We start from the raw sequence: 13,478 nt of genomic DNA, 5'->3' as shown, positions 1-13,478 counted from the left end.
CCTCGAGGGCCTCGAGGGGGCATTATCTGTACAAAAACTCCGGATGTTGTTCCCGGGGTTTCTGCTAGTGCACCGGGGTGCGGGTTTCGACGGCGGTCTCCGCCTCGGCGGGAAGGCCGGCCTGGTGCTTGAAGTAGTGCTCCACGTCCTCAAGGCTCTTGTCCTTGGTTTCCGGGACGTACTTCGCGGCGAACATAATCGCGCCCACGCCGAGGATGGCGAACACGAAGAACGTGTTGGAGATGCCCACGGCTGCGAGCAGCTGCGGGAAGCCGAAGCCGATCAGGAAGTTCACGCTCCAGAGCACGAAGGCGGATGCGCCCATGCCCAGGCCACGCAGCTTCAGCGGGAAGATCTCCGAGAGCATCAGCCAGGTGACCGGTGAGATGGCTCCCTGCTGGAACGCGAGGAACGTGACGGTCAGCGCCAGGATCACGTAGCCGCGGCCGGTGCCCTCGGGCAGGACCAGCGAGAACAGGCCGATCAGCAGCAGCGCCGCGGTGGTTCCGATCTGCCCGGTGATGAGCATCCGGCGGCGCCCCACCCTGCCGAGGAGCCAGATTCCGGCGAAGGTGGCCAGCACGGAGATGACGCCGTTGGCGATGTTGGCGCTGAGGGCCGCTTCCCGTCCGAAGCCGGCATCCGCCAGGATCTGCGTGCCGTAGTACATGATGGAGTTCACGCCGGTGATCTGCTGGATCACGGCAAGGCCGACGCCGACGAAGAAGATCCGCCGCAGCCAGGGAACCTGCAGGTCCTTCCAGGAGCCCATCTTGGACTTGTAGTCCTCCACGGCCATGGCCTTGACTTCTTCGAATTCCGCCGCGGCCTCGGCCTTGGAACGGATGCGCTGAAGCACGCCGAGTGCCTCGCCGAAGCTGCCCATGGAGGCCAGCCAGCGGGGGCTTTCGGGCATGAAGGCCATGCCGATCCACAGGGCGACGGCCGGCAGCGTGGCGATCACCAGCATCCAGCGCCAGATGCCCCCGGCCTCGCCGAAAGTGTTGCCGAGGTAGGCGTTGAAGATGAAGGCCAGCAGCTGGCCGGTGACGATCATGAGCTCGTTCTGCGTCACGATCCGCCCGCGGCGGGCCGACGGCGACACCTCCGCGAGGTACACCGGCACCGTCACGGACGCGCCGCCCACGGCCAGGCCCAGGATGAACCGGGCCGTCACCAGGAACCCGGTGCTGGGAGCCAGGGTGCAGGACAGCGTGCCGATCAGGAAGATGACGGCCAGGACCATGGTCATCTTGCGGCGGCCGTTGCGGTCCGCCAAACGCCCGCCGAAAAGGGCACCGAAGGCGGCGCCGAACAGCAGCGACGAGGTCACCATGCCCTCGGCCAGCGGGGTCAGGCCCAGGTCCTCCTGCATGTAGGGCAGGGCACCGTTGATGACGCCCGTGTCATAGCCGAAGAGGAGCCCGCCGAACGTGGAAATGATGGTGACGGTGCGGAGTGCCCGCGTATGTTTTAAGTCGGCCTTCCCAGAAGGCGCGGACGTCATACGCTGACCTTCTGCACGTACTGCTTCATGGTGTCCAGCTGGAAGCGGGAAACCTCCTCGGCGGTCTCGTTCTCGGCGAAGACGCTGGACACCATCACGGTGTTGTCCCGGTCCAGGAAGCCGATTTCCTTGAGGCCGCCGAAGAACTCGTCCCAGTTCACGTCGCCGTCGCCGATCTTCAGGTGCTGGTGCACCCGGACGGCGTTGCCCGGCGGGTTGGTGATGTAGCGCAGGCCGTGCGACGCATGGTGGTCCATGGTGTCGGCCACGTGGACCAGGCGGAGCTTGTCCCCCGCAGCGCGCATGATGTCCAGCGGCGAGTTCTTCATGTGGAAACTGTGCGAGGCCACGTAGACCATGCCGACGTTCTTCGAGTTCAGGCCGCGGATGACGCGGATGGCGGCAAGGCCTTCTTCCACGAAGTCATCCGGGTGGGGGTCGATGAGGAGGTCGATGCCTTCGCGTTCGATGATGGGGAGCATCTCCTCCATGGAGCGGTAGAACGCGCGCTCGGATTCTTCGGCGAGCTCCGGACGGCCGCTGAATTCGGTGTTCATGGTGCTGACGCCCAGGTCCACTGCGATCTGGATGGCGCGCTTCCAGTAGCGCACGGCTGCCTCACGGGCGTCCTCGTCCGGGCCGGACCACCGCAGCACAGGCAGGATGGACGCGATTTCGATTCCGGCATCGGTGCACGCCTTCTTCAGCTGGCCCACCAGTTCGTCGTCGGCCTTGGGGTGGTTGTAGAACGGGATGAAATCCGGGTGCGGCGTCATCTGCATGTACTTGTAGCCAAGGTCCGCCACCACCTTCGGGAATTCCAGCAGGCTGTGGCTGTGGTGGAACGGGGTGGGGTCAAGGGCGATTTTCACGAGGAACACTCCATTGTGGAAAGAGTCGGGCAACGAAAGGAGTTTTTGTCCAGATAATGCGGCCTTGAGGGCCTCGAAGGCGCATTATCTGGACAAAAACTCCAGGGTGGGGCCTAGCTGTAGAGGGCAGGCTTGGCGTTCAGCTTCACGGCAACCTTTTCGCCGTTCTTCTGGGCTTCCACGCCGGCCTCGCAGCAGGCCGCCGTCGCATAGCCGTCCCAGGCGCTCGGTCCGCCGATTTCACCGCGGAGGGCGGCGTCAACCCAAGCCTGGATTTCGACGTCGTACGCGGCGCCAAAGCGCTCCTCGAAGCCGGGCGTGACCTTGCCGCCCCAGCGTCCGTTGCTGCGCAGGTACGGGCCGCTGTCGCCGCCGATGCTGACGATGCCGTCCTCGAAGGAGGCCTGGGTGGCTACCTCGTAGCCGAACTTCGCGTTGACGTAGATTTCGACGTCGGCCAGGACACCGGATTCGGTTTCGATCAGGACGTGCTGGGGATCGTGCTGGCCGGCCGGGGCGTTCTTCGTGGCCTTGCCGAGGCGGACCTGGACGGAGGTGATCTCTTCGCCGGTGAAGAAGCGGATGGCATCGAACTCGTGGACCACGGAGTCGTTGATGAGCATCTCGTTGGTGAAGCCCGCCGGGGTGCTCGGGTTGCGGTGCTGGTGGTGGAGCATCAGCAGTTCGCCGAGCTCGCCGTCACGGATGACCGAGCCGAGGGCGGCGTATTCGGCGTCGAAGCGGCGCATGAAGCCCACCTGGATGCGCTTGCGGCCCAGCTTCTCCTGGGCCTCGACGACCTTCCAGGACGACTCTGCGTCCGGCGTCAGCGGCTTCTCGCACAGGATGGGAATGTCCTTGGCGATGGCCTTCAGCAGGATCTCCTCGTGCAGGAAGCCCGGGGTGGCGATGAGGACGGCGTTGACGTCGCCGTTGTTCAGCGCCTCCTCGGCGTCGGCCAGGGCGACGGCACCGGGGATTCCCTCGATGGCGGCCTGGGCGCGGGCAAGGTCAACGTCGACGACGGCGGCAACTTCAGCGCCGTGGATGCGCTTGCTGAGGCGCTGGATGTGGTCCGCGCCCATGCGGCCGGCGCCGATAACGGCGACGCGAAGGGTTTCAGTCATGGTTCTTCCTTAGGGTTTGGGCGGTGGTAGCTGACCGGGGTGCTGGCTGGCCGTAGTGTTAGCGGACCGCGGTGCGGGAGCCGCAGGACAGCAGGTAGTTGCGCGTGCGCTTGGCGATGGGCATGGGGACGTCGAAAGCGACGGGGTACATGTCCTGTTCCACGATGCCGAAGATCGGCCGGTTCAGGCCCTCCACGGCCTCGATGACTGCGCGCAGGTCCGGCAGGCCGTTGGGCGGTTCCGTCATGACGCCGGCCAGGTTCGCCGCCGCCCAGGTCATGTTTTCGTCGTTGACCTTCTTGAGGACGTCCGGGTTGATCTGCTTCAGGTGCAGGTAACCGATGCGGTCCGGGTAGTTCTTGATGAGTTCCAGGCTAGAGGCGCCGCAGTATTCGGCATGGCCGGTGTCCAGGCACAGGTTGAGGTACTGCGGGTCGGTCGCGCCCAGCAGCGTCTCGATATCCTTCTGGGCTCCGACGTGCGAGTCAGCGTGGGAGTGGAACTGCTGCTTGAGGCCGAAGTCCTCGAGCAGCGTCTTGCCGAGGCGGTTGTGGCCGGCAAACAGGTCGTCCCACGCCTTGTCGGTGAGCGTGCCGCTCTCCACGGCCTCGCCGGTGACGTCGTCGCGCCACATGGCCGGGATGACCACGATGTGCTCGCCGCCCATGGCTGCAGTCAGTTCGGCGACCTTGCGGGCCGGCTCCCAGGCCGTCTCCCACTGGTCCAGACCGCGGTGGAAGGCGGTGAAGACCGTTCCGGCGCAGACCTTCAGATCACGCTGCTTGAGCTCGTCGGCCAGGCGTGCGGGGTCGTTGGGCAGGTAGCCGTAGGGCCCTAGCTCGATCCACTTGTAGCCCGATTCGGCCACCTCGTCCAGGAAGCGCTCCCACGGGGTCTGCTTGGGGTCATCCGGAAACCACACGCCCCAGGAGTCGGGCGCGGTGCCGATGATCAGTTTGTTCTCTGTCATGACTGCATTGTCTTTCTTGTTGGCGCCCGGTGGTTGAGCTTGGCGCACCGGAAGGTTCCGGCAAGCTCAATCAGCGGAAATCAGTTAGAGGGGAAGTTGTAGGAGGCGCCGGAGGCGTGGGTGGGTTCGGGCCAGCGGGAGGTGACGACCTTGCCGCGGGTGTAGAAGGAGACGCCTTCGGGGCCGTAGATGTGCTTGTCGCCGAAGAGGGATGCTTTCCAGCCGCCGAAGGAGTGGTACGCCACCGGGACGGGCAAGGGTACGTTGATGCCGATCATGCCGACGGTGACGGAGCGCTGGAACTTCCGGGCTGCGGCGCCGGAGGAGGTGAAGATCGCGGTGCCGTTGCCGTAGGGGTTGGCGTTGATCAGGCGGATGCCGTCTTCGAGGGTGTCGACGCGGACCACGACGAGGACGGGTCCAAAGATCTCCTCCGTGTAGGCGGTCATCCCGGTCTTGACGTGGTCGAGCACGGTGGGGCCGACCCAGAAGCCTTCTTCGTGGCCGGGGATGACGAGGTCGCGGCCGTCCACGACCATCGCCGCACCGGCGGCTTCGGCTTCGGTGACGATCTTGACGATGCGTTCCTTGGAGGCCGGGGTGATGACCGGGCCCATCTCGGCCCCGGGGACGGTGCCGTTGTTGACCTTGACCGCGACGGCGCGTTCTTCGACCTTCTTCACCAGCAGGTCGGCGGCGTCGCCGACGGCGACGGCGACGGAGATCGCCATGCAGCGTTCCCCGGCGGAGCCGAACGCGGCGGCGGCGAGGTGGTCGGCGGCGTTGTCCAGGTCGGCGTCGGGCAGGATGATGGCGTGGTTCTTCGCCCCGCCCAGGGCCTGGACGCGCTTGCCGTGGGCGGTGGCGGTCTCGTGGACGTACTTGGCGATCGGGGTGGAGCCAACAAAACTGATCCCGTCCACGTCCGGGTGGGTCAGCAGGCCGTCGACGGTTTCCTTGTCGCCGTGCAGGACCTGGAACACCCCGTCCGGCAGGCCGGCGTCCTTCCAGAGCTTGGCGAGCAGGAGGGAGGCGGAGGGGTCGCGTTCGGAGGGCTTGAGGATGAACGCGTTGCCGGTGGCGATCGCCATCGGCGCCATCCAGAGCGGCACCATGACGGGGAAGTTGAACGGGGTGATCCCGGCGACGACGCCGAGGGGTTCGCGGAAGGAGAAGACGTCGATGCCGGTGGAGACCTGGTCGGAGTAGTCGCCCTTGAGCAGGGTCGGGATACCGCAGGCGAACTCGATGACTTCCAGGCCGCGGCCGATTTCGCCCTTGGCGTCTGAGAGGACCTTGCCGTGCTCGGCGGTGATCAGGGCAGCGAGTTCGTCCACGTGCTCGGCGACGAGCTCGCGGAACTTGAACAGCACGGCGGTGCGCTTGGCCAGGGAAATATCACCCCAGGAATCAGCCGCGGCACGGGCCGCCGCGACTGTGGTGTCCAGGTCGGCCCGGTTGGCCAGGCGCAGCTCCGCGCTGACCTGCCCGGTGGCCGGGTTGTAGACGGGGGTGGTGCGGTCGCCTTCGCCGGCGGTCTCGGCGCCGTTGATGAAGTGGTTGATGGTGGTGGTGACGGTCGTCGTTGACATAGAGATGACTTCCTTGGTCTGTGGGGAAGGTTAGCCGAGCAGCTTGCGCTGGCGGTTCTTGTGGTCGGTGTAGGTCTGGTACGCCTGCTGGGTGGAGTCCAGTTCGGAAACGGCGGAGACGGGAACGTCCCACCAGGACTCGGAGGACGGGGCGTCCAGGAGCGGGTCGGATTCGACGTGGATCACGATCGGGCCGCCGTTTTCGGGGGCGGCCTTGGCGTCGCGGATGGCCTGTTCGAGTTCGGCGATGGCCTTCTCGCCGGGTTCGATACGGATGACCTTTACGCCGAGGGATTCGGCGTTCAGGGCCAGGTCCACCGGGAGCCGGTCGCCGTCGTCGAAGGAGTGGTGTTCCTCGTCCAGGGCCCGGTACTGGGTGCCGAAGCGCTGGGAGCCGAGGGATTCGGAGAGCGAGCCGATGGAGGCGTAGCCGTGGTTCTGGATCAGGACCACGATCAGTTTGATCCGTTCGGCGACGGCGGTGACCAGTTCGGTGTGCATCATCAGGTAGGAGCCGTCCCCCACCATCACGACGACGTCGCGCTTGGCACCGCCGGCCTTGGCTTCAGCGATCGCTGCGCGCTTGACCCCGAGCCCGCCGGGGATTTCGTAGCCCATGCAGGAGTAGGCGTATTCGACGTGGTAGCCGAACGGGTCGCGGACCCGCCACATCTTGTGCAGGTCACCGGGGAGGGACCCGGCGGCGCAGATCACCACGTCCTGGGCGTCCATAGCCCGGTTGGTCGCGCCGATGATTTCGTTCTGCGCCGGCAGCGGCGTATATCGGGTGTCGAAGGCCTCGTCCACGGTCGCGTCCCAGCGCTGCTTTTCGGTGGCGATCATTTGTTCGAGGTCGGCGCCGACGCGGTAGCCGCCCAGGGCCTGGTTCAGCTTGACCAGGGCCTTGCGGGCATCGGCCACGATCGGCAGCGAGGTGCCGTGCTTGTACGCATCAATGGCCGCGACGTTGATGTTGATGAACTTCACGTCCGGGTTCTGGAACGCGGTGCGGGAGGCGGTGGTGAAGTCCTCGTAGCGGGTGCCGATGCCGATGATCAGGTCCGCTTCGGCAGCGATCGCGTTGGCCGCCGTCGTGCCCGTGGAACCGATAGCGCCCAGGGAGTGCTTGTGGTCCCAGGGCAGGACGCCGACGCCGGCCTGGGTGTTGCCGACCGGGATTCCGGTCAGCTCGGCGAACTTGGAGAGTTCCTCGTTGGCGTAGGCGTACAGGACGCCACCGCCGGCGATGATCAGCGGACGCTTCGCGGCCCGGATCGCTGCGGCGGCGCGGGCGATGTCCGCGTCGTCGGCCTCGGGGCGGCGGATCCGCCACTCCCGCTCAGCCAGGAACTCCTCCGGGACGTCGAAGGCTTCGGCCTGGACGTCCTGCGGCAGCGAGACGGTCACCGCACCGGTTTCCGCCGGGTCGGTCAGGACGCGCAGGCCGTGGTGGAACGCGGAGAACAGCTGCTCCGGGCGGGTGACCCGGTCGAAGAACTTCGACAACGGCCGGAACGCGTCATTGACGGTCAGGTCGTAGGCGTAGGGCTGTTCGAGCTGCTGCAGCACCGGATCAGCGGCACGCGTCGCGAACGTGTCCGACGGCAGCAGCAGGACCGGCAGGCGGTTCGTCGTGGCCAGCGCGGCGCCGGTGAGCAGGTTCGAGGACCCCGGTCCGATCGAGGTGCTGACCGCGTAGGTCTGGCGGCGGCGGGTGTGCCGGGCGTAGCCGACGGCCTGGTGCACCTGGGCCTGCTCGTTCCGGCCCTGGTAGTACGGCATGATCCGCGGATCGAGCTGCTGGTACTGCTTCAGGGCCTGCCCCACCCCGGCCACGTTGCCGTGACCGAAAATACCGAACGTGCCCGGGATCAGCCGCTCACGAAACTCCACCCCATTGATGGAATCGACGGTGTACTGCTTGGAAAGATACTCGACCACGGCCTGCGCCACGGTCATCCGGCGGGTTCCAGTTCCCATCGTCTTACTCCGATACTTCCGCGGTGAGGGCTGAGGTGGTGTGGTGGAGGAGCGAGGCGGCCGCGGCAACAGCCCCGGCAACATCGCCGTCGGCCGGGTAGAGCAGGGTCCGTCCGACGGTCAGGCCCTGAACGCCGGGCAGGGCGAGGGCGGCCCCCCAACTTGCGAAGACTTCGTCCTGGGTGCCTGCCGGGTCCCCGCCCAGCAGCACGGTGGGCATGGTGGTCGCGGCCATGACGCGTTCCATCTCCGCCACCACCGGCAGCTTCATCCAGGTATAGGCGCTGGTGGAGCCCAGGCCCTCGGCGATGCCGATCGACTTGATCACGGCGTCCGTGGACAGGTCGTTGCGGACCCGGCCGTTCTCCCGCACGGACAGGAAGGGCTCCACCATCGCGATGAGCTTCCGCTCCGCCAGGGAATCGATCGCCTTCGCGGTCGCCTCCAGAGTCACCACGGTGTCAGGATCGCCCAGGCAGATGCGCGTCAGCATCTTGCCGCCGTCCGCGCCCAGTTCTTCCAGGGCGGCGGCGGTGTGGCCCGTGAACCGGTCGTCGAACTCGTTGACCAGCCCGGCGAGGCCGCCGCGGTTCATCGACCCGAACACCAGCTTGCCCTCCAGCGCGCCCAGGAGCAGCAGGTCATCCATGATGTCCGGGGAGGCCAGGACGCCGTCAACGGCAGGGTTGGCCAGCGCAATCTGCAAACGGTCCAGCAGCTGGCGGCGGTCCGCCATCGCCACTGGATCGGAGCCGACCGCGAGGGCACCGCGGGCCGGGTGGTCGGCTGCGACGATGAAGTTCTGCCGGCCGTACTTCAGGCCGGGGTGGCGGCGGCGGGCCTTCGCGGCGCGTGCCACAGCTGACGGGTCCTCGAGCCGGATGGTGCTCAGGTGCTCGTAGCGGCGGGGGTTGTCATCCACCGCGAGGGTTGCGGTGCCGGGGTTCAAGCTCACAGGGCCGCTCCTTCGGGAACAGAAATGGTGGGGACAGCATGGGCGGGAACCAGGCGGCCGCGTTCGGACAGCAGCGAGGTGACCTCGGCCGGCGTCGGCATCGCATCAGCACAGGACAGCCGGGACGCGACAATCGCACCGGCGGCATTCGCGTAATCCAGGACCTGGGCCAGCGGCCAGCCCGAGAGCAGCCCGTGCACAAAAGCACCACCGAAGGAATCGCCGGCACCCAGGCCATTGACCGTCTCGACGGGGACCGGCGCGGAAACCACGCGCTCGGTGCGGGTCTTGGCCATCACACCTTCGGGGCCGAGCTTCACGACGGCGATCTCCACTCCGGCAGCCAGCAGCCTGTCGGCCTGCTCATCCGGGGTGCCAGGGCCTACAGCCACGGAGCATTCCTGGTCGTTGCCGATCGCTACCGTGACGTGCGGCAGGATCCGGGCCACCTGCTCCCGGGCTTCCTCCTCCGAGGCCCAGAACATCGGCCGGTAGTCCAGGTCCAGGATCGTGTATTGGCCGTCCTTCAGTCCGGTGCGGGGCCGTGCCTCGTGCGCTGCAATGTGCGCGCTGCGGGACGGCTCCTGGCACAAACCCGTCACCGTGGACCAGAAGATCTGCGCATCCCGGATCGCGTCGGTGTCCAGCTCGTCGGCCTTGATCTGCAGGTCCGGTGCCGTGGGGAACCGGCCGTAAAAGTACAGCGGGAACTCATGCGTCTCGGGCATGATGGCGCAGAACGTGGCCGGGGTCTGCAGGCCCTGGACCGGAGAAACGAAGGAATCGTCCACGCCGAACTTCTCCAGTTCGCGGTGCAGGTACGTACCGAACGGGTCATCGCCGGTGCGGGTGATGACGCCCGTGCGGCGGCCATGGCGGGCCGCGGCAACAGCAACGTTGGACGGGGAGCCGCCAAGGTACTTGCCGAAGGAGGTCACATCCTCCAGACCTACCCCGATGTCGTTCGGGTATATATCAACGCTGATGCGCCCGATCGTAAGCAGTTCGTGGGTCACGGTGATCGTGGACCTTTCTTTTTGGATCTCAACCTCTAAGCAGTTGAACGGCCAAGGCTCCGGCGTTCCGTGGCCCCGTGAGCGGGGCCACAAGGACTACTGTGCCCTAGAATTTTTGTCCTGTCAAAGGTTTGTACTGACATATTTACAACAAGCAGAACTCGGCCCGAAGCGGGGCGTTCCGCAACGTCAAAACACCGCCCGGCCGAGGCGCTTTCCCGCCCTACTTCTTCGGGACGGCCGCGAAAAGGCTCTGCTTCGCCTCCTGGCTCCGCCCGCCCTGCGTGAAGATCTGGATCATGATGACGTCGCGCGTGCGCTCAAAGCCAAGGCCGGCATCCTGGGCCACGATCTGGCCCGGGGCATGTTCCGTGACGATGTGGAAGTAGTCGCGCTCGGGAATGCCATACTGAGCCAGGATGGCGTCATGGACTCCCCGGCTGAGGACATTGAGTTCTTCCCGGCTGCGCCCCGAGTGGACGTCGATTCGTACGAGCGGCATATTGCTCCTTTGATAGTTTGTCCTGACATACTATCAAACCGTAGAATGTGCGCAAGACCCGTCCCGTGCGCTGCCCAACCAGGGCGTTCGCATTAAAGCCCGACGGCGGCCGGTGACCTTCGAGGGGAAGGTCACCGGCCGCCGTCGGACGAGGAAGTTGGGAAATAGATACGTTGGGCTGTGGCCCTACTTGGCGAGCAGCGCCTCGAGCCGCTCGTAGCCGTCGCGCATGCCGCTTTCCATGTCCGGCTGGGCCATCCCGTCGCGGGCTTCCACGGTGGGACACACCAGGTGGCCGCGGAGCCGGCAGCGGCCGCCGCCGAGGTCCTCGAAGTTGGTGAATTCGATCAGGACAACGTCCGGGTATCCGCTGAACTCGAACGTCTGGACGGCGAACTCATTCTCCCGGACGGTGTGGAAAATGCCATTGGCCGCGTGGGTCCCGCCATCGGCGCCGGCGTGGTTGTACAGGTAGCTTCCGCCGGAACGGAAGTCGTAGTGGTCGATGTCGACATTGGTGCCATGCGGGCCGAGCCACTGCGCCACCAGCCCGGGCTCCTTGTGGGCGCGGAACACCTCGCCCACCGGAAAGTCGAACTCCCGCTGCCAGTCAATGAAGGGGACGCCGTCCGGGGCTGTGAATTTGAGTGCGTTGCTCATGATCGGTCCTTCCTGGCTGGAGCCAAACGGTAGACCTCAAACCGCCAGAAGGCAACAGTTAAACAGCAACGCGGGGTCACTCTGCGCCCAATCCGGGGGGGGTGGATTGGGCTGGGAGTGACCCCGCGTTAGCTGAAACGGGCCTAGAGGGCTGCGAAGACCTCGCGCAGCAGCTTGGCGGTCTCGGACGGCGTTTTGCCGACCTTCACGCCGGCAGCCTCGAGGGCTTCCTTCTTGGCCTGGGCGGTACCGGCGGAGCCGGAGACGATGGCGCCTGCGTGGCCCATGGTCTTGCCTTCCGGAGCCGTGAAGCCGGCCACGTAGCCGACGACCGGCTTGGTGACGTTGGCCTTGATGAAGTCGGCGGCCCGCTCTTCGGCGTCGCCGCCGATTTCGCCGATCATCACGATGGCCTTGGTTTCGGGGTCAGCCTCGAACGCGGCCAGGGCGTCGATGTGGGTGGTACCGATGATCGGGTCACCGCCGATGCCGATGGCCGTGGAGAAGCCGAGGTCGCGCAGTTCGTACATCATCTGGTAGGTCAGCGTGCCGGACTTGGACACCAGGCCGATGGGGCCCTTGCCGGTGATGTTCGCCGGGGTGATGCCCACGAGGGCCTCGCCCGGGGTGATGATGCCGGGGCAGTTCGGTCCGATGATGCGGGTGACCTGGTTGCCGTCGGCGTCGACCGTGGCCTGTGCCAGGGCCCAGAACTCTGCTGAGTCCTGAACCGGCACGCCTTCGGTGATGACAACCACGAGGCCAATGCCGGCTTCGATGGCTTCGACCACGGCGGACTTGGTGAATGCCGGCGGCACGAAGACGATCGAGACGTCCGCGCCGGTCTCCGCGATGGCTTCCTTGACGGTGCCGAAAACGGTGATTTCCTTGTCGCCGTGCAGCACGGTCGTGCCGGCCTTGCGGGCGTTCACGCCGCCGACGATGTTGGTGCCGGCCTTGAGCATCAGGGCGGTGTGCTTGGTGCCTTCGCCGCCGGTGATGCCCTGGACGATGACCTTGGAATCCTTGTTCAGGTAGATAGACATGAGTTAAGTCGCCTTACTTCTCGGTGCTTATTTCGAGTTGGCGAGCTCGGCGGCCTTGTCGGCGCCCTCGTCCATGGTTGCTGCCAGGGTCACCAGCGGGTGGTTGGCCTCGGTCAGGATGCGGCGGCCTTCGTCCACGTTGTTGCCGTCGAGGCGGACAACCAGCGGCTTGTTGGCGGAGGAACCGAGCTCGGCAAGTGCGCCGACGATGCCCTTGGCCACGGCGTCACAGGCGGTGATGCCGCCGAAGACGTTGACGAACACGGACTTGACCTGCTCGTCACCCAGGATGACGTCCAGGCCTGCGGCCATGACCTCGGCGGAGGCTCCGCCGCCGATGTCCAGGAAGTTGGCGGGCTTGACGTTGCCGTGGTTCTCGCCGGCGTAGGCGACGACGTCCAGGGTGGACATGACGAGGCCTGCGCCGTTACCGATGATGCCCACTTCACCGTCCAGCTTGACGTAGTTCAGGTCCTGCGCCTTGGCCTTGGCCTCGAGCGGGTCCGCGGCGTCCTTGTCCTCCAGCTCGGCGTGGTGCACGTGGCGGAAGTCGGCGTTCTCGTCGAGGGAGACCTTGCCGTCGAGGGCGACGATGTCGCCGGCGCCGGTCTTGACCAGCGGGTTGACCTCCACGAGGGTGGCGTCTTCCTTCTTGAAGACGTCCCAGAGCTTCAGAATGACGCCGGCGACTTTGCCGCGCAGTTCTTCAGCGAAGCCGGCGGCGGCGACGATTTCGTCGGCCTTGGCCTGGTCGATGCCCACGGCGGGGTCGATGGCAACCTTGGCCAGAGCCTCGGGCCGCTCAACGGCGAGCTGCTCGATCTCCATGCCGCCTTCAACCGAGCACATGGCCAGGTAGTTGCGGTTGGCCCGGTCCAGCAGGACGGAGAAGTAGTATTCCTCGGCGATATCCGCACCCTGGGCGATCATCACCTTGTTGACGGTGTGGCCCTTGATGTCCATGCCCAGGATGTTGGTGGCGTGCTCAAGCGCCTCATCGGCGGACTTGGCGACCTTGACGCCGCCGGCCTTGCCGCGGCCACCGACCTTAACCTGTGCCTTGACGACAGTTACGCCGCCGATGTTCTCGGCAGCTGCCTTTGCTTCTTCAGGGGTGTGCGCCACGATGCCGGCGAGCACGGGTACACCGTGCGCTTCGAACATATCGCGCGCCTGATATTCAAACAGGTCCACGGTTTAGTGTCCTTCTACGTCGAAGTAGTTTCTGTACAGCCGGACAACACCCAAAGG

At 65.9% G+C, this 13,478-nt stretch carries 11 protein-coding genes and 1 pseudogene; all 12 read right to left on the bottom strand.

Annotation, left to right across the window (positions count from 1 at the left end; genetic code table 11):
* Window positions 1-64: 64 nt before the first annotated feature.
* The 12 genes and pseudogenes from ACFRAH_RS02200 to sucC all read right to left on the bottom strand — a co-directional run bounded on the left by ACFRAH_RS02200 (window position 65) and on the right by sucC (window position 13,421).
* The gene (locus ACFRAH_RS02200; RefSeq protein ID WP_377989277.1) at window positions 65-1,507 is read right to left on the bottom strand and encodes a sugar porter family MFS transporter; all 1,443 of its coding nucleotides are present in this window, start codon (window positions 1,505-1,507) and stop codon (window positions 65-67) included.
* A complete protein-coding gene (locus ACFRAH_RS02195) occupies window positions 1,504-2,379 on the bottom strand; it encodes a sugar phosphate isomerase/epimerase family protein (protein WP_377989276.1) in 876 nt (291 codons plus the stop codon). The genes ACFRAH_RS02200 and ACFRAH_RS02195 overlap by 4 nt, the downstream gene beginning before the upstream one ends.
* 113 nt (window positions 2,380-2,492) lie before the next feature.
* Window positions 2,493-3,506: a Gfo/Idh/MocA family protein gene (locus ACFRAH_RS02190; RefSeq protein ID WP_377989275.1), complete on the bottom strand. Its 1,014-nt coding sequence runs from the start codon at window positions 3,504-3,506 to the stop codon at window positions 2,493-2,495.
* A 58-nt stretch (window positions 3,507-3,564) separates the two neighbouring features.
* The gene (locus ACFRAH_RS02185) at window positions 3,565-4,476 is read right to left on the bottom strand and encodes a sugar phosphate isomerase/epimerase family protein (protein ID WP_377989274.1); all 912 of its coding nucleotides are present in this window, start codon (window positions 4,474-4,476) and stop codon (window positions 3,565-3,567) included.
* A gap of 80 nt (window positions 4,477-4,556) precedes the next feature.
* Window positions 4,557-6,068, bottom strand: coding sequence for a CoA-acylating methylmalonate-semialdehyde dehydrogenase (locus ACFRAH_RS02180; RefSeq protein ID WP_377989273.1), 1,512 nt, complete (start codon window positions 6,066-6,068; stop codon window positions 4,557-4,559).
* Window positions 6,069-6,098: 30 nt separating this feature from the next.
* Complete coding sequence (gene iolD, locus ACFRAH_RS02175) at window positions 6,099-8,048, bottom strand: 3D-(3,5/4)-trihydroxycyclohexane-1,2-dione acylhydrolase (decyclizing) (RefSeq protein ID WP_377989272.1); 1,950 nt, start codon at window positions 8,046-8,048, stop codon at window positions 6,099-6,101.
* A gap of 4 nt (window positions 8,049-8,052) precedes the next feature.
* Window positions 8,053-9,003 (bottom strand): deoxyribose-phosphate aldolase, encoded by a 951-nt coding sequence (locus ACFRAH_RS02170; RefSeq protein WP_377989271.1) that lies wholly within the window; start codon window positions 9,001-9,003, stop codon window positions 8,053-8,055.
* Window positions 9,000-10,019 carry a 5-dehydro-2-deoxygluconokinase gene (gene iolC, locus ACFRAH_RS02165; RefSeq protein WP_377989270.1) on the bottom strand — a complete coding sequence of 340 codons (1,020 nt, stop codon included), beginning with the start codon at window positions 10,017-10,019 and terminating at the stop codon, window positions 9,000-9,002. Before iolC ends, ACFRAH_RS02170 begins: the two co-directional genes overlap by 4 nt.
* A 235-nt stretch (window positions 10,020-10,254) precedes the next feature.
* Window positions 10,255-10,521, bottom strand: a pseudogene (locus ACFRAH_RS02160) (tautomerase family protein); the annotation flags it as partial.
* 186 nt (window positions 10,522-10,707) lie between these two features.
* Window positions 10,708-11,181, bottom strand: coding sequence for an SRPBCC family protein (locus tag ACFRAH_RS02155; protein ID WP_377989269.1), 474 nt, complete (start codon window positions 11,179-11,181; stop codon window positions 10,708-10,710).
* A 143-nt stretch (window positions 11,182-11,324) separates the two neighbouring features.
* Window positions 11,325-12,227: a succinate--CoA ligase subunit alpha gene (sucD, locus tag ACFRAH_RS02150; RefSeq protein ID WP_377989268.1), complete on the bottom strand. Its 903-nt coding sequence runs from the start codon at window positions 12,225-12,227 to the stop codon at window positions 11,325-11,327.
* 27 nt (window positions 12,228-12,254) lie between these two features.
* Window positions 12,255-13,421 (bottom strand): ADP-forming succinate--CoA ligase subunit beta, encoded by a 1,167-nt coding sequence (sucC, locus tag ACFRAH_RS02145; protein WP_377989267.1) that lies wholly within the window; start codon window positions 13,419-13,421, stop codon window positions 12,255-12,257.
* Window positions 13,422-13,478: the final 57 nt, after the last annotated feature.

It is taken from the genome of Arthrobacter sp. NPDC056727 (assembly GCF_042790555.1).
In the GTDB taxonomy this organism is placed as follows: Bacteria; Actinomycetota; Actinomycetes; order Actinomycetales; family Micrococcaceae; genus Arthrobacter.
Note: the sequence above shows the minus strand (reverse complement) of the source record. Positions and strands in the feature narration are given on the sequence as shown.